17 protein-coding genes are annotated in these 21,710 nt (G+C 70.5%); 11 read left to right on the forward strand and 6 right to left on the reverse strand.

Features of this window, described 5'->3' with window-relative positions; genetic code table 11:
* Positions 1–245 precede the first annotated feature (245 nt).
* Entirely contained in the window at positions 246–1,607 is a 1,362-nt protein-coding gene (locus tag ACSC1Q_RS03260; protein ID WP_350970749.1) for a glutamine synthetase family protein, read from the reverse strand.
* Between the two features lie 192 nt (positions 1,608–1,799).
* On the opposite strand from ACSC1Q_RS03260, the gene ACSC1Q_RS03265 reads away from it, so the two are divergent.
* The 9 genes from ACSC1Q_RS03265 (at position 1,800) to ACSC1Q_RS03305 (ending at position 14,680) form a co-directional block, all read left to right on the forward strand.
* Complete coding sequence (locus ACSC1Q_RS03265; RefSeq protein WP_436757107.1) at positions 1,800–2,717, forward strand: terpene synthase family protein; 918 nt, start codon at positions 1,800–1,802, stop codon at positions 2,715–2,717.
* 34 nt (positions 2,718–2,751) lie between these two features.
* On the forward strand, positions 2,752–3,297 hold the full coding sequence (locus ACSC1Q_RS03270) for an EF-hand domain-containing protein (protein ID WP_436757108.1): 546 nt from the start codon (positions 2,752–2,754) through the stop codon (positions 3,295–3,297).
* Positions 3,298–3,368: 71 nt separating this feature from the next.
* On the forward strand, positions 3,369–4,400 hold the full coding sequence (locus tag ACSC1Q_RS03275) for a terpene synthase family protein (RefSeq protein WP_436757109.1): 1,032 nt from the start codon (positions 3,369–3,371) through the stop codon (positions 4,398–4,400).
* Positions 4,401–4,689: 289 nt separating this feature from the next.
* Positions 4,690–6,627 carry a sensor histidine kinase gene (locus tag ACSC1Q_RS03280; RefSeq protein WP_436757110.1) on the forward strand — a complete coding sequence of 646 codons (1,938 nt, stop codon included), beginning with the start codon at positions 4,690–4,692 and terminating at the stop codon, positions 6,625–6,627.
* An 85-nt stretch (positions 6,628–6,712) separates the two neighbouring features.
* Entirely contained in the window at positions 6,713–8,197 is a 1,485-nt protein-coding gene (locus ACSC1Q_RS03285) for a BTAD domain-containing putative transcriptional regulator (protein WP_436757111.1), read from the forward strand.
* A gap of 2 nt (positions 8,198–8,199) precedes the next feature.
* Complete coding sequence (locus ACSC1Q_RS03290; RefSeq protein ID WP_436757112.1) at positions 8,200–10,323, forward strand: sensor histidine kinase; 2,124 nt, start codon at positions 8,200–8,202, stop codon at positions 10,321–10,323.
* A 60-nt stretch (positions 10,324–10,383) separates the two neighbouring features.
* A complete protein-coding gene (locus ACSC1Q_RS03295; protein WP_436757113.1) occupies positions 10,384–11,346 on the forward strand; it encodes a TolB family protein in 963 nt (320 codons plus the stop codon).
* Positions 11,347–12,335: 989 nt separating this feature from the next.
* Complete coding sequence (locus tag ACSC1Q_RS03300) at positions 12,336–14,120, forward strand: NAD+ synthase (RefSeq protein ID WP_436757114.1); 1,785 nt, start codon at positions 12,336–12,338, stop codon at positions 14,118–14,120.
* An 83-nt stretch (positions 14,121–14,203) separates the two neighbouring features.
* Positions 14,204–14,680 (forward strand): hypothetical protein, encoded by a 477-nt coding sequence (locus ACSC1Q_RS03305; protein ID WP_436757115.1) that lies wholly within the window; start codon positions 14,204–14,206, stop codon positions 14,678–14,680.
* On the opposite strand, the gene ACSC1Q_RS03310 is transcribed toward ACSC1Q_RS03305, so the two are convergent.
* Positions 14,681–14,974: a WXG100 family type VII secretion target gene (locus ACSC1Q_RS03310; protein WP_436757116.1), complete on the reverse strand. Its 294-nt coding sequence runs from the start codon at positions 14,972–14,974 to the stop codon at positions 14,681–14,683.
* Between the two features lie 3 nt (positions 14,975–14,977).
* Positions 14,978–16,828: a hypothetical protein gene (locus ACSC1Q_RS03315; protein ID WP_436757117.1), complete on the reverse strand. Its 1,851-nt coding sequence runs from the start codon at positions 16,826–16,828 to the stop codon at positions 14,978–14,980.
* 332 nt (positions 16,829–17,160) lie between these two features.
* On the opposite strand from ACSC1Q_RS03315, the gene ACSC1Q_RS03320 reads away from it, so the two are divergent.
* Together ACSC1Q_RS03320 and ACSC1Q_RS03325 are read left to right on the forward strand one after the other, a co-directional pair.
* A complete protein-coding gene (locus ACSC1Q_RS03320; RefSeq protein WP_436757118.1) occupies positions 17,161–17,583 on the forward strand; it encodes a DUF5753 domain-containing protein in 423 nt (140 codons plus the stop codon).
* Complete coding sequence (locus ACSC1Q_RS03325) at positions 17,568–17,813, forward strand: DUF397 domain-containing protein (protein ID WP_436757119.1); 246 nt, start codon at positions 17,568–17,570, stop codon at positions 17,811–17,813. Before ACSC1Q_RS03320 ends, ACSC1Q_RS03325 begins: the two co-directional genes overlap by 16 nt.
* 198 nt (positions 17,814–18,011) lie before the next feature.
* On the opposite strand, the gene ACSC1Q_RS03330 is transcribed toward ACSC1Q_RS03325, so the two are convergent.
* The 3 genes from ACSC1Q_RS03330 to ACSC1Q_RS03340 all read right to left on the reverse strand — a co-directional run bounded on the left by ACSC1Q_RS03330 (position 18,012) and on the right by ACSC1Q_RS03340 (position 21,651).
* Positions 18,012–18,638, reverse strand: a complete 627-nt coding sequence (locus tag ACSC1Q_RS03330) for a TetR/AcrR family transcriptional regulator (protein ID WP_436757120.1) — start codon at positions 18,636–18,638, stop codon at positions 18,012–18,014.
* Positions 18,639–18,645: 7 nt separating this feature from the next.
* Positions 18,646–20,208: an MFS transporter gene (locus tag ACSC1Q_RS03335; protein WP_436757121.1), complete on the reverse strand. Its 1,563-nt coding sequence runs from the start codon at positions 20,206–20,208 to the stop codon at positions 18,646–18,648.
* Positions 20,209–20,448: 240 nt separating this feature from the next.
* On the reverse strand, positions 20,449–21,651 hold the full coding sequence (locus ACSC1Q_RS03340; RefSeq protein WP_436757122.1) for an MFS transporter: 1,203 nt from the start codon (positions 21,649–21,651) through the stop codon (positions 20,449–20,451).
* Positions 21,652–21,710: the final 59 nt, after the last annotated feature.

Here is a 21,710-nt window from a genome sequence, read left to right on the forward strand (position 1 = left end):
TCGGCCGCTTTCCGCCGCTCTCGGCCATGAGGCCCCGGATCACCGGCCCCCGCCATGAGACACGGATCGCGGAAACCCGGCACGACCCCGCCCGCCGTCCACGCGACGGCACCCGGCCGTACCCGGCCGAGGCCCGTGTCCGCACGGGCACGGCGGGCGCCCCGGATGCCCGCCGTGTCCATGCCCGCCCGCGCCCGCTCTCGCCCGGCCCGCCAGGGGCCCGCGACGGCGGCCGGCCGCGGCCGCTAGAGGACCGGCAGGTAGCGGCCCAGCTCGAACTCGGTGACCTGCCTGCGGTACTCGTTCCACTCGGCGCGCTTGTTGCGCAGGAAGTAGTCGAAGACGTGCTCGCCGAGGGTCTCGGCGACGAGCTCGCTGCGCTCCATGACCGCGATGGCCTCGTCCAGCGACTGGGGCAGCGGCTGGATGCCCAGCGCCCTGCGCTCGGCCGAGGTCAGCGCCCACACGTCGTCCTCGGCGCCGGGGGGCATCTCGTACCCCTCCTCGATGCCCTTCAGGCCGGCCGCGAGGATCACGGCGAAGGCGAGGTACGGGTTGCAGGAGGAGTCGAGCGAGCGGAACTCGATGCGGGTGGAGCCGCCCTTGTGCGGCTTGTACATCGGCACCCGGACCAGGGCGGAGCGGTTGTTGTGGCCCCAGGAGATGTAGCTCGGGGCCTCGCCGCCCGCTCCGGCGATCGCCTCGGCGCCGCCCCACAGCCGCTTGTAGGAGTTGACCCACTGGTTGCAGACCGCGGTGATCTCGGCGGCGTGCGTGAGCAGGCCGCCGATGAAGGAACGGCCGATCTTGGAGAGCTGGTAGTCGGCGCCGGGCTCGTAGAAGGCGTTGCGGTCGCCCTCGAAGAGCGACATGTGGGTGTGCATGCCGGAGCCGGGGTGCTCGGTGAAGGGCTTGGGCATGAAGCTCGCCCAGATGCCCTGCTCCAGCGCGACCTCCTTCATGACCAGCCGGAAGGTCATGATGTTGTCGGCGGTGGTGAGCGCGTCGGCGTAGCGCAGGTCGATCTCCTGCTGGCCGGGGCCGCCCTCGTGGTGGCTGTACTCGACGGAGATGCCCATCGACTCCAGCATCATGATCGCGTTACGCCGGAAGTCGTGGCCCGAGCTGTGCGGGGTGTGGTCGAAGTAGCCGCCGCCGTCGATCGGCTCGGGCCGCTCGCTGCCCTCCGGCCGGTTCTTCAGCAGGAAGAACTCGATCTCCGGGTGGGTGTAGAAGCTGAAGCCCATGTCGGAGGCCTTCGCCAGGGTGCGCTTGAGCACCCAGCGGGGGTCGGCGTGCGAGGGCGAGCCGTCGGGCATGAGGATGTCGCAGAACATCCGGGCCGCGCCCGGCGTCTCGCTCCGCCAGGGAAGGATCTGGAAGGTCGACGGGTCGGGCTTGGCGAGCATGTCCGACTCGTAGACCCGGGCGAAGCCCTCGATGGCCGAGCCGTCGAAGCCGATGCCCTCGGCGAAGGCCCCTTCGAGTTCGGCCGGGGCGATGGCCACCGACTTCAGGAACCCGAGCACATCGGTGAACCACAGCCGGATGAACCGGATGTCGCGCTCCTCAAGGGTGCGGAGAACGAACTCCTGCTGGCGGTCCAAGGCTTCTCCTTCATTGCCGACGTGCCGCAACACGCCTAGTGGTCTCCCAGTTTGCCCTCTCAGTGTTTCGCACACGTTACGAGGAAGAACGGTGAGATGTGGCATCCGGACCGTCGCGCCTCCGCCTGCCGGCCCCCCTCTCCTCCTACAGTGTGCGACCGGAGCCGCTGGAAGTTCGATCCGGGGGAAGCGATGACGCGTACCGAAGTTCAGGGACCACCGAACGCGGTCTCGCCACCGGCCAGACTCACCGAACGTCTCGCGGCACTGGCGATGCCCTGCCCCGTCCATCCGTCGATACACCTGGTCGAGGCCGCGGTGGCCGGCTGGGCGCGCGCGGCCGGGCTGGACCCCGATCCGGCCGCCTCCCGGCTGGCCGGGTGGGCGTTCGCCCGTTGCGAAACCGGCGCGGTCACGACGCTGGCCCGCTGGCTGACCTTGATGTCGCGCCTGCGCCGGTCCCCCGAGGCCCTCACCCCGATCCTCGCCGTGGCCGAGGGCGGCGAGCCGGGCCCGGCGCCGCTGGAGCGGGCCTTCTCCGGCCTCTGGACGGCGTGCGCGCCGGGGATGAGCGACGCGTGGCGCGAGCGGTTCACGGCCGGGCTGACCGCCCAGCGCGAGGCGACCGTCTCCCCCAGGACACCTGCGACCGGCCATCACGGTGATCCCGGGGATCCCGGGGATCCCGGCGGTCGCGCGGAGTCGCGCAAGGACGCCTTCGGCCGCTACCTGTTCGACCTGGTGGAGCCGTGCCTGGGGGTGGAGGTACCGGTCCCGGTGTGGCGGAGCCCGCAGTGGCGGGCGCTCGCCGAGGCGAGCGGCGACGTGACCGCCTGGTGCGAGGAGGCGGTGGCCGGACGCGGCCATGCGGGCACCATTTCCTTGGAACGCTCCAATCCCGGGGCGGAAGAGGGGAAGATCGACAGGGTCGCCACCCGCATGGAGGAGCTGTGGACGGCCGCCCGCGCGATCCCCGCGCTCACGGAGCGGCACGACCTGGGCTTCGCCGCCTCCCGCGAGGTGACGCGGGTGGCATGCGCTTTCTTGACCATCCCCCGGGCTTACCTGGAGCGGCTCCTGGAAACACCCCGCTATCGTCACTTAGGGTAACGGTTTGATGTCAACACGTAATGCTGGAGTAACGATGAGCAGCATGCTCCTCAACCACAAGCTCGACCTCGCCTTCGGGCACATGGACGTCGACGGCAGCGGATCGATCGAGCGCGAGGACCTTCTCGGCCTCGGTGCCCGGATCCTCGTCGGCTTCGGCGAGTCGCCGACCTCCCCGGGCGGTCACAGGCTCGCCCAGGGCTTCGAGGGGATCTGGCGGACCCTGGCCGCGGAGATCGACACCGACGGCGACGGCGCCATCTCGTCCGAGGAGTTCCGCGCGGGCATGACGTCCGCGTTCATCGAGGGCGACCACTTCGACGCGGTGTTCGCGCCCGCCGCCGAGGCGGTGGCCGGCCTGTGCGACACCGACGGCGACGGGGCCGTGGGACCGGACGAGTTCTGGACCATGATGGCCGCGTTCGGCACCCCGCGCGAGGACGTGCTGGCCACCTTCGAGCGGCTCGACGGCGACGGCGACGGCGTCGTGTCCGTGGGCGAGCTGGTCGAGGCGACCCGGCAGTTCTACACGAGCGCCGATCCGGCGGTGGCCGGCAACTGGCTGTTCGGTCCGCTCTAGTGGCCCGCATCCCGACGTTCGGCGACCCCCTCACCCGTTCCCGACCCCACCCGCAACCCTTGCCGCACTCGATGCCACTCTCCCTGTCCCCCTCGTCCGCCGCGCCCGCCGGAACACCGGGCCGCTCAGAGCCGCCGCGACCCTCGGGAGTGGCCGCGGCGCTGCTGCTGCCCCTCACCGAGCTCGTGCCGGTGATGTCGGCGCCGTGCCCGATGCACCCCTCGGTCGGCCTGATCGGCGCCGAGCTGGCCGTCTGGGCCCGCGAGGTCGGGCTCGAACCTCCCACCGGCGCCGGGTTCGAGCGGATGGCGGGCCGCGCCTTCTGCGGGTTCGGCGTGGAGTCGGCGCTGCTGTTCGCCAAATGGCTGACCTGGCTGTTCCACTTCGACGACGAGTGGGACGAGAAGCCCGCCGGGCGCGCGGCCGAGATCGTCGACGCCACCTTCGCGCGGCTCGACCTCGTCGCCCGCGCGCCCGCTCTCGCCTCCTCGCCCGTCGAGCTGGCCTTCGGCGACCTCTGGAAGGCCACCGCCGGGCGGATGAGCACCCGCTGGCGGCACCGGTTCCTGGCGGGGCTGGCGGCGCAGGGCGAGGCGTGCCGTACCGAGGCCGAGAACCGCTGCGCGGGCCGCGTGCCCTCCCCGGCGGAGTACCCACGGCTGCGGCGGGGCACCGCCGGCCCCTACCTGTTCGACCTGGTGGAGCCCTGCCTGGGGGTGGAGGTGCCCGCGGGGCTGCGCGAGAGCACGACCTGGCGGACGCTGGTGGACGCCTGCAACGACGTCACCGCCTGGTGCAACGACGTCGCCTCGCACCACAAGGAGCGGGCCAACGGCGACGTGCACAACTACGTGACGGTCGCGGCGACCGCGTTCGGGCTCTCCGACACCGGGGCCGTCGCCTGGGTGAACGACCGGATCGCCGCCCGCGCCGAGGACCTGCGGACCTCCGCGCGGCGGCTGCCCGCCCTGTTCGACCGGTTCGGGTTCTCGACGGGCCAGGCCAGGGACGTCAGCAAGGTCGCGTGCGCCTTCCTCACGGCGCCGAGGGCCCAGCTGGAATGGCTCCTGGAGTCCAGCCGGTACGACGTACCGTGCCCGTGACCCAGTGACCCAGTGACCCCGTGACCCCGTGACCCCGTGACCACGTGACCACGTGACCACGTGACCACGTGATCGACGGCCCCCGCCCGCGCCGGCCCGCCCGGGTGGGGGCCTCGGCGGCCGCCGTGTCGGGGCGCCGGCGGCCGGACCGGCTCCGGGGCCCGTACGGGATCCGGCCGGCGTTGATCCCTCGTTGATTGAATTGCGGTCTGCGCAGGTTAAAGTCCCTTTAAGCACAAAATGAAGGGCCTGAATCATCATGCGCGGGCTGTACCGGGGGATCCCGAGGGTGACGCCCGTCCAGCTGCGGGTCACGGCGGTGCTCGTCGCCGCCGCGTCCGTGGCGATGGAGTGCGTCAACATCTGGGTCACGGCGCAGCTCCCGCAGCCCTCCTACACGCCGCTGCCCTTCGCGCCCGAGGACGTGGCCGGAGCCGCGTTCCCCGTCCTCGGGGCGTTGCTGGTGTTCCAGCGGCCCCGGCTGGTCATCGGCTGGCTGCTCTGCCTGGGCGGGCTGTGCTCCGCGCTGAACAGCCTCACGGTGAACCTCGCCCTCCTGGACGCCGCGCGGGGGTGGACGGTCCTGCCCGAGGTGATCCGGACGGTCGCCGGGGTGAGCTGGAAGCCGACCATCCTCTTCCTGGTCGTGCTGCTGCCGCTGCTCTATCCGGACGGGAGGCTGCCCTCCCCGCGCTGGCGGGCGCTGGTCTGGGGCTCCGTCGCCGTCCTCGCGGCCGACGTGCTCGTCACGGATCTGCTGCCCCTCTCCGGGCAGCGGTACGCGAGCGCCTCCCCCCACCCGCTGCGGTTCTGGCTGGACATGCTCACCAACGCGGTGATGATCCTGGCCTTCGCCTCGCTGGCCGCGCGGTTCCGGCGGGCCGGTCGCGAGGAGCGCGGGCAGATCGTCTGGACGCTGGCCGCGATCGCCACCGTCATCGTCCCCTGGGTGATCGGCAACCCGGTGTGGTGGCTGGCGTCGTTCACGATCCCGCTGGTCCCGGTCGCGATCACCTTCTCGGTGCTGCGGCACCGCCTCTATGGGATCGACACGCTCATCACCAGGACGCTGGTCGGCGCGGGCCTGGTCGGCGTGATCGGCGGGGTGTACGTGGCGGTGGGCACGGCCTCCAGCCTGTTCCTGTCGGACGTGGACCGGATCGGCGGCCTGGTCGCCGCGCTCTGCGCGGGGGCGTTCTTCCACCCGATGCGGCGGCTGCTCCAGCGCGGCGCCGACCGCCTCCTGTACGGCGGCAGGGGCGACCCGGTGGCGCTCGCCGCCGAGCTCGGGCGCAGGCTGCAGCGTACCGACCCCGCGGGGGGCCTGGCCGCGGCCCTGGAGGTGCTGCGCGACGGCCTGGCGGTCACCGGCACGGGCGTGCGCTTCCAGGGCGGCTGGCCAGAGGAGTCGACGGTGGGGACGCTGGGGGAGGTGGCGCGCGACATCCGGCTGGTCTGGCACGGCGAGCCCGTCGGCCGCCTGCTCATCGGCCCGCCCGGGGCCCGGCGCCTGCCGGCCGCGCACAACGAGCGGGTCATCACCGCGCTCACGCCGTACGTGGCCGACGCCGCCCACGCGGTCCGGCTGGTCGGCGCGCTGCGGCGTTCCCGGGAGCGGATCGTCACCACCCGGGAGGAGGAGCGCCGCCGCCTCCGCCGCGACCTGCACGACGGTCTCGGGCAGTCGCTCAGCGGGATGGCGATGTCCATCAACGCGGCCAGGCTCTCCCTGCGGTCCTCCCCCGAGGCGGCCGAGCGCATGCTCGGTGAGCTACGCTCCGGCATGGACAGTGTCACCAGTGACATCAGGCACCTGGTGTACGGCCTGCGGCCGCCCGCGCTGGACGATCTCGGGCTGGCCGGGGCCGTGGCGGAGATGGCGGGCCCCGGCGTCGACGTGGAGGTCAGGGGTGAGCTGCCGGGCCTGCCCGCGGCGACCGAGGTCGCCGCGTACCGGATCGCGCAGGAGGCGCTGACCAACGCGCGCAGGCACGCCGGGGCCGCCGCGACGGTGCGGGTGTCGCTGGAGCGGGGCGAGGACGACCTGAGCATCCGGGTGAGCGACGACGGGATCGGCGTCCCCGCCGGGCGTCGCTCGGGGGTCGGGCTGGCCTCGATGCGCGAGCGCGCCGCCGAACTGGGCGGGACATGCGTGATCACCACGCCCCCCGAGGGGGGCACCGTGGTCGAGGCGATACTCCCGGTCAACTTGAATGTGGAGATCTGACCACCGATGATTTCTTACGGCTCGCGAACGATGGTGAGTATTGCCCTATGACGTTGGTCCAGGTAGCCCTACCCTTGCGCCTGCAATGCTGACATTTCGTGCCCTAGGCCCATTTCAGGCCCGTCATGGTGAGATATCTCTCGACCTCGGCGGCCAGCGCCAGATGGCGGTGCTGGCCCGGCTCCTCGTCGCCGGTGGCCGCGCCGTCCCGGTGACCATGCTCATCGACGAACTGTGGCCGGGCGAGCCCCCCGCCCAGGCCCTGTCGACCATCCAGGGATACGTGTCGCGGCTGCGGCGCGCCCTGGAACCCGGCCGCGCGCCGCGGGAGGAGGCCGAGGTCCTGGTCTCCGCCCCGCCCGGGTACGCGCTGCGCGCCTCGCCCGGCCAGGTGGACACCTGGAGTTTCGAGAGCGCGGTCAAGACGAGCGGCGAGCCCGCCGAGGTGTGGAAGCGCCTGGAGGCCGCCCTCGCGCTCTGGCGCGGCCCGGCCCTGGCCGAGTTCTCCGACCTGCCGTGGGCGGTGAGCGAGGCGGGCAGGCTGGAGGAGCTGCGGCTGATCGCGGTCGAGCGCCGAGCCGACGCGGGGCTCCTGCTGGGGCACTCCGGCGCCCTCGTCGCCGACCTGGAGGCGCACGCCTCGGCCCACCCGCTGCGGGAGGAGGCCTGGCGGCTGCTCGCGCTGGCCCTGTACCGCAACGGCAGGCAGGGGGACGCGCTTGGAGCGCTCCGGCGCGCCAGGGTGATGCTCCGTGACGAGCTCGGCCTCGACCTGGGCGCCACCCTGCAGCGCCTGGAGTCCGACATGCTGGCCCAGGCCGTACACCTCCACCCGCCCGTGAAGCCCGTACGGGCCGCGGAACCCCCGGCGGCGGCGCGCACGACGTCCGCCGAGGGGCGGGCGCTGCCGGGGCTGCGGATCGTGGTGGTGGACGACCAGGCGCTGGTCCGCACCGGCCTGCGCGTGGTGCTGGACAGCGAACCCGGCTTCGAGCTCGTCGGGGAGGCCGAGAACGGCGAACAGGCGATCACGGTCGTCAGGGAGACCTCCCCCGACCTGGTGCTGATGGACATCCAGATGCCCAGGCTGGACGGGCTGACGGCCGCGCGCAGGATCCTGGCCGACGCGGCGCCGCCGAAGGTCGTCATGATGACCACGTTCGGCACGGACGACAACCTCTACGCGGCGCTGCGGGCCGGGGTGAGCGGGTTCGTCCTCAAGACGTCGGCGCCCGAGCAGCTCATCACCGCGATGCGGGCCGCGCAGGCCGGTGACGCGCTGATCGACCCCGCCGTCACCACCCGCCTGATCGCGGCCTTCGCCGGGCGCACCGACCCGTCGGCGCCGCCCGGTCTCGCCGGTCTCGGCGACGCGGAACTCGACCTGATGAAGCTGGTCGCCCGGGGACTGACCAACCGGCAGATCGCGGCGACCCTTGCGGTCCCCGAGCGGTCTGTCTCGCAGTCGGTGGTCAAGCTGCTCGACCACCTCGGGTTGTTCGACCGGGCCCAGCTCGTCGTCACCGCGTACGAGTCCGGGCTGGTCAACCCCGGCGACGTGGGCAGATAGCCGTGTCCCGGCGGCCACGCGAACGCGGCCGGGTGCTCGACGGCGCCGGTGGCGTGCCCAGGCGGGTCGTCGACGCGGTCACCGTGGCCGAGGACGCCCCCTCCTGGCCCGTCACCTCGCTCGTCCGCGGGCTGCTGCGCTCCCCGCTGCGGCTCGCCGCCGTCTCGATGGCGGTCCTCTCGGTGGGGCTCACCGTGGTCGGCCTCGTGCTGCGCGTCGACCTGCCGCCCGGGTGGCGGCCGGAGCAGCCGGCCACGCCCGACCTGGCGGCGGGGCTGACGTTCCCGGTGGTGGGCGCCTTCCTGCTGGCCCACCGCGCGCGCCCGGCCACGGCGTGGCTGATGTGCGTGGGCGGCCTGATGTGCGCGGTCAACGCGTTCTCCGAGGCGACGATGTTCACCTTCGCCGCCGCGGGCGACATGGAGTCCGCCGGGTACCTCCGCCTGAGCATGGTCCTGGGGAAGGCGACCGGCGGCTTCCTGCTGGCGATCCTGTTACCGCTGTACTCCCCCGACGGGCGGCTGCCCTCGCGGCGGTGGCGGCCGCTGGTCGCGGCCGGCGTGGCCGTGTTCCTGACGGACCTGCTGCTGACCCTCACCCGCCCGGACCCCGATCCGGCGACCTACCCCTGGCCGCGGGTCGTCCCCAACCCGCTCGCGGTGGACCTCCTCGCCCCGTACAACGTGGCGGGGCGCGAGGTCACCGTCATCCTGATCTCGGCCCTCGCGGTCCTGGCGCTGGTCTCCATAGTGCTGCGCTTCCGCCGGGCCGGGCCCGAGCTGCGCCGCCAGATCGCCTGGCCGGTCTTCGCGTTCGCCGTCTACGTCGCCTTCCTGCTCGCCGGACCGGCCTGGTGGCTGGGCGCGACGATCTGGACCGGGCTCATCCCGGGGGCGCTCGTCTTCTCGGTGCTGCGCTACCAGCTCTACGGCATCGACACGGTGGTCAGCCGGGCCTTCGTCGCCGCCGGGCTGATCGCCGCGGTCAGCGTCATCTACGCGGTCGGCGCGGTCGCCGGGCTCGCCCTGTGGGGGTACGACCGGATCGGCGGCCTGGTGGCGGCCCTGCTCGCCGGGGTGGTCTTCCAGCCGCTCCGGCACCGGCTCAGGAGCGTGGTCGACCGGCTCATGTACGGCACGCGCGGCGACCCGCAGGCGCTCGCCGCGCGCCTGGCCAGGGAGGTCCGCGAGACCGAGCCGGCCAACGCGCTCGCCGCCGTCGCCGCCGTGGTCAAGGACTGGCTGAGCGTCACCGGCGTCGCCGTCGAGGTCCACGGGCCCGGCGCCAGGCAGGTGCAGGTCGGCCCGCTGGGCCCGGCGCCGCGCGGGGTGCCGCTGATCTGGCACGGCGAGCCGGTCGGGCGGCTGCTCCTCGGCTCCCCCGGCCCCCGCAGGTTCGCCGCCGCGCACAACGGCCGCCTGGTCGCGGCGGCCGTCCCGTACGTCGCCGACGTGGCGCACGCCGTGCGGATGACCGCCGACCTGCAGCGTTCCCGGGAGCGCATCCTCACCGCCCGCGAGGAGGAACGCCGCCGCCTGCGCAGGGACCTGCACGACGGGCTCGGCCACGCGCTCACCGACATGGCCATGTCGATCAACATGGCCAGGATCAGCCTGCGCACCGCCCCCGCCTCCGCGGACAGGCTCCTGCTGGAACTGCGCGGCGGCATGGACGCGGTCAGCGCGGAGATCAGGGAGCTGGTGTACGGCCTGCGCCCGCCCACCCTCGACGAGCTCGGCCTGGAGGGTGCCGTACGGGCCCTGGCGCAGGAGGGCACGCCGCGGGTCGCGGTCGAGACCGAGGGTGACCTGTCCGACCTGCCCGCGGCGGCGGAGGTGGCCGCGTACCGCATCGCGCAGGAGGGGCTCACCAACGTCCGCAAGCACGCGAAGGCCAGCTCCGCGGTGATCTCGCTGCGACGCGGGGAGTCGCTGGTGGTACGCGTCCAGGACGACGGGGGCGGGCTGCCCTCGGGGCCGCGTTCGGGGGTGGGGCTGCTCTCCATGCGCGAGCGGGCCGCCGAGCTGGGCGGTACCTGCGTGATCGGGGCGGCCCCCGGAGGCGGGACGGTCGTGGAGGCCGTGCTGCCGATTCCGGCCGCACCGGTCGCGGCGAGCCTCCGGTAAACCTTTTCGTCCTCTCGGGGCTCTAACCAGCCGTTGAGTAATTCACCCGAGGAGATCCCCTTGAAGCACTGGGCCCTGGCCGCCGGCGTCGTACTCGCCCTGACGGTCACCGCCGCCCCTCCCGCGCTCGCCGGATCCACCGGATCCACCGGATCCGACGGGAGCGCCGGGAGGGTCTCGCACGGGGTGGCTCCCGTCTCGGGCGCCGTCTACTTCCGCTACGGCAGCGGTGGAATCGAGGTGCTGACCCACCGGGGAGGCTGGACCGGTGGCCTGACGGTCGGCGGCGGGGCCTTCGCGGGCCAGTTCGCGGTCGCGCCCGGCGGCCGGAAGGTCGCCTGGATCGACGGCAAGAACAGGCTGCGCGTCACGTCGGCCCCCGGGTCCGGCACGAACAGGGTGACGGACAAGGTGATCGCCAGGAACGCCGCCTACGGCGGCCCCTGCCTGACCCCCGCCTGGACGGCCGACGGCAGGCGGATCGCCTACCCGGTGAAGGGCACGGCCGAGGCCATGACGGTGGCCGTGGTCGGCGCCGACGGCAGGGGCCGGATCGACGCCGGGAAGACCCTCGGCCCCTGCCACCTGACCTGGTCGGCCGACGGCAGGACCCTCGCCGGGTACGCGGGCGACGTCGACGGCGTCCACCTCCTGGACACCCGGAGGCGGGTCTCCGTCCGCGCCCCGGGCATCAGGCTCGCCAACCACGTGGAGAGCCTGTCACCCGACGGCCGCCGGGTGGTGGTCAACGCCATCGGCGCGAACGCCCCGGGCGGCGACGGCTCCTGGCCCCTGTCGTTCACCCCTTCCGTCTATGACACCAGGACCGGCGCGAAGGTCGCCGTCCCGGTCAGGGGGCGGCTGCTGGGCGCGCGCTATCTGGGCGACGGCCGCCTCGCGGTCCGCGTCAAGGGCACGTCCGCCAACACGATCGTCGTCCTCTCCCGCTCCGGCAAGGAGGTCCAGCGGGTGACCGAACCGGCCAGGGCGAGGAACCTCGGGCTGCTCTGGGTCATCGGCTGACGCGATCCGGGTGCGGCCGGCGTCGAGGGCCCTCCCGCCACGTCACCGATCACACCCGGATCTCACCGCGCCTTCACGGTTCGTACGCCAGCGAATGATTATGTCCAGCGAGAAATCACCCTTTCTCGAAAATTACCGAAACAAACAAAGGATCAGCAAAATCAGACCTTTCTTAACTTACTCCGAAAATAGGTAAATGGGCAGTTCGGCCCTTTAGTCCGAACGAATTGCCTTATATCTTTCCCCCTAGTCACGGCCGTCGGGCGGACTCCGCCCACGGCCCGATCGAAGGGGGAAAGCATGTACGGAAAGCGGCGGCTGGTGGTGCTCCGCCCGGCGCTTCTCGCCGCCCTCGCCCTCGGACCGGCCTCGTTCTCGCCCGCCTCGGCCACACCCGACCCCGAGCGGGCCGCGTCGGCGAGTACTCCGCAGAAGGGGGCGGTGACGGACCCGAGCACATCGGCGGAGGACCCGAGGGACCACTGGCGGGGATACCGCGACGGCTACCGGGCCGCCGGGCAGGACTGCCGCAGGAGCAGGGCGAGGAGCTACATCGGTCCTCCCAGCGACTACGACAGGGAATTCCTGGACGGTTACGACGCCGGATACGCCCGCTTCTGCTGGACGGCGAACCAGGGACATCAAAAACACCGGGAACACCGGGAACACCGGGAACACCGGGAACCACGCCGTTCATCGCGACCCCGTGTGACCCCGTGTGACCCCACATGGCCTCGTATGATGTCGACGGAGAGACGAGGCCTCCCGATCGGAACTGTCGCCCGCGACCCCAGTCCCACCGGGGGGCCTTCACACCGGCTGAGAGCCCTGGGCGGCCTCCGGCGGCCTCGTACCGGGAAACAACCGGAGACCTGAGCGCCCGGAGAGACGGCAGGAGATCACCCCCGGACGCCCGCGCTCACCCGCCGGCGGCCGAGGAGGGATCACCTGGACGGCGATCTCCGGACACGCCCCAATATGATGGCCACGTGGCTCAACTCCGCATCGCCCTGGCCCAGAGCAATCCCGCCGTCGGTGACCTGGCCGCCAACACGGACAGGCTCGTCGAGTGGACCCGCCGCGCCGCCGACCGCGGCGCGCACCTGGTCGTCTTCACCGAGATGTTCCTGACCGGGTATCCCGTCGAGGACCTCGTGCTGCGCACCTCGTTCGTGGAGGCGTCGATCGCCGCGATCGAGGAGGCCGCGCGACGGCTGGACGAGGCCGGGCTCGGTGAGGTCCCCGTGGTGGTCGGCTACGTGGACCGCGCGCGGCTCGCACCGCGCGCCGGTCAGCCCAAGGGCGCCCCGCTCGACGCGGCCGCGCTGCTGCACCGGGGGCAGGTGGTCGTCAAGACCGCCAAGCACCACCTGCCGAACTACGGCGTCTTCGACGAGTACCGCTACTTCATCCGCGGCGACCGGATGCCGATCTTCCGGCTGCACGGTGTCGACGTGGCGATCGCGGTCTGCGAGGACCTCTGGCAGGAGGGCGGCCCCGTCGCGGTGGTGGCCGAGGCCGGAGCCGGGCTGCTCGTGGTGCCCAACGCCTCCCCGTACGAGAAGGAGAAGGACGACGTACGCCTGGCCCTGGTGGCCAGGCGCGCCCGCGAGGCCGGATGCGCCCTCGCCTACGTCAACCAGGTCGGCGGCCAGGACGAGCTGGTCTTCGACGGGGACTCGGTGGTCGTCTCCGCCTCCGGCGAGCTGGTCGCGCGCGCGGCGCGCTTCTCGGAGGAGCTGCTGATCACGGACCTGGAGCTGCCCGAGGCCAGGTACGGAGGGCTCGGCACCTTCCAGGTGGACGCCGGGGACGGCACCGTGATCACGGTGGAGCGGCTGGAGCTGTCGGCCCGCCCCGTCGAGCCGTACGAGCCGCAGGCCCCCACGATCGCCGAGCACCTCGACGACACCGCCGAGGTCTACTCGGCGCTGGTCCTCGCGGTCCGCGACTACGTCGCCAAGAACGGCTTCCGGTCGGTCATCCTCGGCCTGTCCGGCGGCATCGACTCGGCGCTGACCGCCACGATCGCCTCCGACGCCATCGGCCCCGACCGGGTGCACGTGGTGCTGATGCCCTCCCGCTACTCCTCGGACCACTCGGTGGGCGACGCCCAGGAACTGGTCGACCGGCAAGGGATCAACGCCAGGATCGTGCCGATCGCCGACATCGTCAGCGGTTTCGAGAAGGAGATCGAGCTCTCCGGCCTGGCCGCGGAGAACCTCCAGGCCCGGGTGCGCGGCATGATCCTGATGGGCCTGTCCAACGAGCACGGCCACCTCGTCCTCACCACCGGCAACAAGAGCGAGCTCGCCACCGGCTACTCCACCCTCTACGGCGACTCGGCGGGCGGTTTCGCGCCCATCAAGGACGTGCTCAAGACCCTGGTCTGGGAGCTGTCGCGCTGGCGCAACGCCCAGGCGGGCCGGTCGGGCGAGTTCCTGCACGGGTTCGCGGTGCCGCCGATCCCGGAGAGCTCGATCGAGAAGGAGCCCAGCGCCGAGCTCCGCCCCGACCAGCGTGACACCGACTCCCTGCCCGAGTACGACATCCTCGACAGGCTGCTGTACGACTACGTCGAGAAGGACATGGGCTCCGCCGAACTCGTCGCCGCCGGACACGACCCGGCCCTGGTCACCCGGGTGATCCGCCTGGTCGACCTGGCCGAGTACAAGCGCCGCCAGTATCCCCCGGGCCCGAAGATCACCCCCAAGAACTTCGGCCGCGACCGCCGCCTCCCCATCACCAACCGCTGGCGCGAGACCACCACCTGACATATCGCGTTTTCCACGTCCCGACCCGGCTGTTTTTGAATGTCATCTCGCCGCGCAGGAAGCCGGTCTGTAAAGTCGACAGGGTGCGACGTGCTGCGGGATGCGCCCTGATACTGCTGATGGCCACCGGCTGCGGCGCCAGTAGTCCCACCCTGGACCAGGCCGCCCAAACGCTGGCCAAGGACGCCAGAAAGCTTGAACATCTGCACCCCACCGTCAACAAGAAAGTCGTCGACAAGACCGGGGAAGACGGAAATGATTTTACAACCTGTTCGGAGAAGGGCACCGCATTTCGCTTTCACCAGCTCAGTGGCGACTTCGCGAAAGACAACCAGTACACTCCCGCACAGTTAGCCGACCTGACCACTCGCCCGTTGCAGGACGCGCTCATGCGCGTCGGCTACAAAGTTGATCGAAATGCCAGCTGGGTACAGCCCGGGCGAAGCTTCGTGATCCTTCACAAAGAAGATCCAGGTATCACCTTCATCGTCCTCGTGCAGGCTTCCCAGCCCAACATCGAAGTGATCGGTAAAACCGACTGCCTGCCGGCGAGCCAGTAGTCACGAGGAATCTCCGAGAAGGCGTGCCTGCTCCCGAAGTCGCAGAGCAGAGCGTTTCAGGTTTCTTGCGGCCGTTCGGCACTGTTCCGCGAGCCGGTCCAGGTCCGATCGCCGTCGAACGACGTCGTGGTCGAAACGCTGAGCCGCAGGTCCCGTCCAGGTGCGCTCGCCGTGGACCGACTCGGTCTTGATCTGATCGAACAGTGTCGTCAGATTCTTCACATAACCATCGAAGCGATCTGCGAGTAGTTCTTTCTCGTTCGCGAGACGCAGCAGTTCGGCGTGCTCGGTCATCGGTCATCCTCCGCGTGCTCTTAGGGCCGCTTCCAGCACCGGTTCCAACCGCCCGTAGAAAATGTCCTTGAGTTGACGAAGATCCGATTCACCGAGTGGCGGCTGACCGTGACTTTCGCGCGAGGCGTTGAAAGCGGACACCTGGCCGTCGACCAGCACATCAACCAGATCCGACGCCTCTTCGGGCGATCCTTCGTCCAGAAAATTCTCGATCTCGTCCTGCAGGGTGTTCTTCCAGGTGAGATCAACGGCTTTGGACGCCGCCGCTCCGGCCAAGACGGAGTCCGCAAGGAGATGGCCCGCCCAGCCGCCGACCAGTGCGTCAAGAGGGATAGACAAGAACTCGACAGTGAACTTGCGATTTTCCTCCGCATCGAGGTCAGCCTCGTGTAAACCACTGAAAAACAACGAGGCGAGCGCTCCGGCCCTTACCGCCTTGTCGTAGAAAGCCCGGCGCTGCCCTTCTCTTCCCTCTTCTGTGGACGCGTTGCCGAACGGATGTTCCTTACCCAGATCGAGATTTTCAAGAAAGCCACCATATCCGCTTCTAAGTGGTGACAGCGCCGCCGGATCGCGCAGGAGCCCGCCAAAGAAGTTCACCACCGATTCCGCGTTGAGGTTCCGCCATCCCTCACCTGGGGCCGCAGGTAGGGAGCCGTGTTCTCTGCTCCAGACGGCGGCGAGTTCGGGGAAATACTGGGAGATGTGCCTGGCGAGGACCTGACCGATCGGGGAGGGGACAGGTATGACCTTGGTGTCGCCGGGAAGATAACGCTTGTCCGGCGGCTGGCCGTCCAAAGGCGGGAAGTATTCCAGCTTGCTTGGTTCGGGGAGCAGAGATGGCCATGCCGTCCTGTCCCCGAACACCTTGATGACATTGATCCAGGCATCCCGGCGGAGAGTGGCGGTTCCCGCACCGGGGGCCAGCGCCTTGTCCAGTGCGGCGGCGAGCAACTTCTTGAATCCTGGGCGGCCCCCGTCGTTGACCACCTCGGGACGCAGCAACAGTGTGGCGTTGTCACCGGAGGCAAGCAGTTCCTGAGTAGCCTCACCGTTCTGGCTCAACGCCTTGACCAGCCAGTAGGTGTTCCAGTCTTCCTCGTCCTCACGGTGACCGCTCCGCTGGGCGAGTGTGGCTCCCGCCTGGACCAGGAATTCCCGTGACTGGCGGGCCAGGCCGAGCAGGGCCGCCATGTCTCCGATCGGCAGATCTTCCAACGCGCGGTCGCGCAGATCCCCGGGGAGGGTGCCCGCCGCGTCCGTCGAGGCGAACGCCTCGGCCAGCGGGCCCAGGTCCTTCTTCGCCTTCGCCAGGTTGGCCGGGCTGTACCCACGCGCGTCGTTCTGGTTTCTCGCGCTCACGGCGGCGAAGATGCCCGCGAAAGTGCCGGTGCCCAAGGTGGCCAGCAGTCCCGCCGAGTAGGCGGCGTCGACGGTCTTGCCCTGTCCTTCTCTGAGCGCCTCCTGGACCTTCTCCCAGTTCTGGACGCCTGGGTCCTTCTGATACGCCTGCCATGCCGCCAGGGTTCGTTTCCCGGCGAGGGTCCCCGCGGTCCGGGCCGCCGCCGCGTCGCCGAACGCGAACTCCGCCGCCCTCAGGCCCCCTTGGGAAGCGGCACCCTCGACGCGCTCGATCGTCTGGGTCCGCCAGGTCAGATCACGCCGCGTCTCGTCGAGGAAACGCCCGACACCGTCGAGCACCTCGGCACCCGGTCCGGCGGGCCAGTCGGTGCCCGCCTCGGCGATGGAGGCCGACAGCCAGGGTCTCAGCGTCTGGACGCGCTGCACGGCGTCGTCCATGGAGGTGATGAGACGCCGCGCCCCGGCCGGATCAATGCCAACAAACTCCGCCATTCGACCCGGCCTCCTCGGGGCGAGACGCCAGAAAAACAAATCCCCAACAGATTATCGTGAATTCTCAACAACCGAAGATGTTGAGAAGAAGAGACTGGCGGTCATCAGGGAAATATGCATCCGGCCGAGTCGTCGACCACGAACTCAAAGCGCTTTTCACCGCGTTCCGGATACGCGCTTCCTATTGCGACAACGGGCCATTACTTTTCGTAGTGATCCGATGACGAAGCGCGCGCCGGTCCCCCAGCGTCCCTGCGCGAGAAAGGAGCCCGCGATGCCCGCCCTGCGTGAGCCGGACGGTGAGGCCAGCCCGCTCACCTTCTTCGCCTCCGATGACCGCCCGCCTGGAGCGTCAGAAAATCCTGGCACGCGACAACCCTCCGCCGCTGTGGACCGTGTTCGACGAGGGAGTCCTGCACAGATGCGTCGGGGGTGCCGGCATCATGCGCGACCAGCTCGCCGCGCTTCTCACCGCGTCCGAGCACCGGAACATCTCCATCCAGGTCGTACCGAAAAGCGCCTACGTGACCGGCGGTGCGATCGCGGGTCTGGAGGGAGGATTCTTCATTGCGAGCGCCGAGGGCAGCCTGGATAGTGTATTCGTGGAGTCCGCTGCCGTAGGGCACGTCACGGACCATCCTCGTGACGTGGCGGCGATCTGCAGGCGATACGAAGCGGTCCGCTCGGCGGCCCTGCCCGCGCGGGCGAGCGCCGATCCCATAGCGAAGGTGATGACGGAATGGCAGCAGACCTGACCGGCGCGACCTGGCGCAAAACCTCCCTGAGCGGCTCCGGCGGCGGCAACTGCGTCGAGGTGGCCGTCGTCGGCGCCCCTCGCACCGGATACAAGGCGGACCTCGGCGCCCTGCACGTGCTGCGCGACTCCAAGAACCCCGGTGGGCCGAAACTCTTCTTCACCCGGGCCGAATGGGACGTCTTCATCGCGGGCGTGAAGCTCGGCGAGTTCGACCACCTCGGCGACTGACGCCTCACTTCCGTTCGCGAGGCGCCCAAGACGACGAAACCCCGGCGATCACCGCCGGGGTTTCGTGACGACATCCGTGACGACATCCATGACGCCGCCCGTGTGCGACGGGCCATGAAGCGGCCGAAGCCGTGGTCCGCCCGGCTTTCATGACGACGCCGCCGTACGAGAGCCCCCGGACGGCCGTACGGGAAGGCCTCAGGGAGCGAGGCCCGCCAAAAGGTGGTCGACGATCCGTTCGGCCAGGTCGGAGGACGCGGTGCACTCGTCGACACCCTCGGTGCGGATGTACCACATGACGGTGCCGACCAGGTTCGCCATCGCGATGGAGACGTCGAGGCCGGTCCGCAGCTCGCCGGTGGTGACGCCGCGCCGCAGCAGGGCGGTGATCGCCGCCCTGCGCGGCTCGATGGTCGCCTGGCGGATGCGCTCCACCAGGCGGGGATGGCGCTCGGCCTCGTTCATCGCGATGTTCATCACGCAGCGGTTGCGCGCGTCGCACGCGTCGCGCAGGAACACCCGCGCGTAGGCGACGAGATCCTCGCGGACCGAGAGGCCCGCGACCGGGGGCAGAGGCGACTTGAGGGTGGCCAGCGCGTCGACGAGCAGGTCCTCCTTGTTGGACCAGCGCCGGTAGATCGTGGTCTTGCCGACCCCCGCGCGAGCCGCGATCGCCTCGATCGACAGCTCGGAGATGCCTACGCTCTCCCCGATCAGGTCGAGGGTCGCGTCGATGATGGCCTTCTCCGCCCTGGCACTGCGGGGACGGCCCGCCGGGCGGGGCGTCTGAGCCCCGGTCGCCTGAATCTCGTCGGTGGTCGTCATAGCGTTCCTACACTACCGCCGGTTCCTTGTCTCGGTTGATCTCCTTCGGGGCGGGAGCCGCGGAGGGCTTGCCGGGCAGCCACCTGAACACCATCAGGGCTCCGACCAGCGCGATGACCGCTGAGACGAGGGCGGTGATGTGCATGCCCTCGACGAAGGCGAGCTTGGCCGGTTCGATCAGCGCCGCGCCTTGGGCGCCGAGGCCCTGGGCCACGCCCAGCGTGCCGGTCAGCGACTCGCCCGCCAGGTGCTTGAGCTGGTCGGGCAGGCCCGTCAGGGCCGGGGCGATCTGGTCACGGTAGGTGGCCGAGAGCAGCGAGCCGAGGAGCGCGACGCCGAGCGCGCCGGCCACCTGGCGGACGGTGTTGCTCATGGCCGAGCCGACACCGGCCTTCTCCCTGGGAAGTGCCTCCATGATCGCGGTGGTCGCCGGAGGCATGATGTTGGCCATCGCCGCGCCCTGGACGAAGAACACGATCTCCAGCAGGACGATCGGGGTGTTGTGGTCCATCAGCGAGTACGAGGCCAGCGCGGCGGCCACGACGACCATGCTGACCGTGGCGCTCAGCTTGCCGCCGAAGCGCGCGGCCATCTGCTGGCTCAGCGGCGCGAAGATCAGCTGTGCGGCGGCGAAGGGGATCATCAGGGCACCCGCCTGCAGCGCGCTGAAGCCCAGCACGATCTGCAGGTAGAAGACCAGGAAGAACATCGCGCCCATCATCGCGAAGAACACGATGCCGATCATGCCGACCGCGGTGGCGAAGCGCGGGTCGCGGAAGTAGCGGACGTCGAAGGCCGGGTGGTCGATACGGCGCTCGTACCAGACGAAGGCGGCGAGCACGACGACGCCGAAGACGGCCGGGACGAGCACCTCGGCGCTGGTGATCGTGGCCAGTTCCCCGCCCCGGATGATGCCGTAGGTGATGGCGACGAGGCCGACGATGGAGAGGATCACGCCGACCGGGTCGAGCCTGGAGGGCTTGGGGTCGCGCGACTCGGGCACGACCAGGCGGATGAGCACCATGCTGACCAGCACGATCGGCAGGTTGACCAGGAAGACCGAGCCCCACCAGAAGTGCTCGATGAGCAGTCCTCCGGTGATCGGGCCGATCGCCACGGCAAGGCCCACCCCTCCGGCCCAGACGCCGATCGCCTTGCCGCGCTCCTGCGGGGGGAAGACGTTGGAGATGATCGCCAGCGTGGCCGGCATGATCGCGGCACCGCCGATGCCCATGAACGCGCGGGCGACGATCAGCTGCATGGGGTCCTGGGCGTAGGCGCTGGCCAGTGAGGCCAGGCCGAAGAGCACCATGCCGACCATGAGCATGCGCTTGCGCCCGGTGCGGTCGCCGATCACCCCGAAGGTGAACAGCAGGCCCGCGAACACGAGCGTGTAGGAGTTGATCGCCCATTCCAGCTGACTCTGGGTGGCCCCCAGGCCCACCTCGGGGTCGGCGATCGTCTTCAGTGCGACATTGAGAATGGTGTTGTCGAGCACGACCGCCAGGAGGCTGAAGACCAGCACTCCCAGGATCTGCCACCGCCGCGGGTGGCCGAGCTGTTGTTCCACGAAGGCCCCGTATTCGATACGCTTGAGTTTCGAAACACCACCGTAGCGCTGATCATTACGATACGCAACCGTATCGTTTCGTATTTATCGTGAAATGTCTCGAACTCTCAGCATGCGCCCCCTCGAAGTGACGCACCGAGGCCGGGTGGCGGCCGAGAGCACCGAGGCCGGGACCGGCGACACCCGGGAGACCGGCGACACCCGGGACAGAGCACGTCCCGGATCCAGGTACGGCAGAGGTCAGGCGGCCACCGGGACGGGTTCCTCGACCACGGCCGCGGTGCGCCGCCAGAACGGCAGGGCGACCAGCACCATCACCACACCGACCAGCCCGGCGGCGGCGAAGGCCCAGCCGGGACCGGGGCCGTCGATGATCACGCCCGCGATGGGCGCCGCGGAGCCCGCGCCGATCAGCAGCGCCGTGCCGTGCAGGCCCATCGCCTCGCCCCGGGCCCCGGCGGGCACCCAGCGGGTCACGGTCTCGATCGTGGAGGACAGCGCGGGAGCGCACAGCACCCCGGCCGGCAGCAGGGCCAGGATCAGCCAGCGCCAGTCACCGCCGACCAGCCCGACGGGGACGGTGAGCACCCCCATGGCGCCGATCAGGATCAGCGGCGACACCCCCCGGGGCAGCATGCCGTACACGAACCCGCCTATCAGCGAGTAGGCGCACCACAGGCCGATCGCCAGCCCGACCCACGCGGTGTCGCCGTCCTGCTTCATCGTCGCCACCAGGGACAGCTCGGTGGCGGCCAGGATGAAGGTCGCGGCGGCGACCGTGCCGAGCAGCCCGAGCATGCCCGGGGTGAGCCACCGGCGCCGCGAGACCCTCCCCGCCACCTCCTGGAGCTCCTCGTCCGAGCGGACGGGCGGGTTAAGCACGATCAGCGCCACCCCCGAGGCGACCAGACCGGCCGCGACGAGGCTCATGGTGGGCACGCTGCCGAGGAGGGTCACCCCCGCGACCGCCAGGGCGGGGCCGGCCATGTAGGAGAGTTCCACGATCATGGAGTCGAGGGAGAAGCCCATCCTGCGCTGGTCGACCGGGACCAGTGCCGTGAGGCACTGCCTGATCACGCTGAACACCGGGAGGCTGAGCAGGCCCGCGGGCACCGAGGCCGCGAGCAGCAGGGGGAACGGCATCGCCCACGCGGTGGACCAGAAGGCGAGCTGGGCGAGCGTGGTCACCACCAGCACCGGACGCAGGCCGTGACTGTCGACGAACCTTCCGGCCAGCGGCGAGCCGACCGCCATCCCCACCGTGCTCGCCATGGTCACCAGACCGGCCGCGGCGAAGCCGAGCCCGAGCCCGCTGGGGTCGACGACGTGCATCGTCAGCGTGATCGCGATCGCGGTCGAGGGAATGCGGGCGACCAGCCCCACCAGCAGCAACGACCGCACGCCCGGGATCGCCAGCAGGCGGCGGTAAGGTTCGACAGCCATTGTGATTACTTACCTCCGCGAGCATTGTGCCGTACGCCCCTGGCACATCCGCCACTGGA

It is taken from the genome of Streptosporangium heterodermiicola, from assembly GCF_051390675.1.
In the GTDB taxonomy this organism is placed as follows: Bacteria; Actinomycetota; Actinomycetes; order Streptosporangiales; family Streptosporangiaceae; genus Streptosporangium.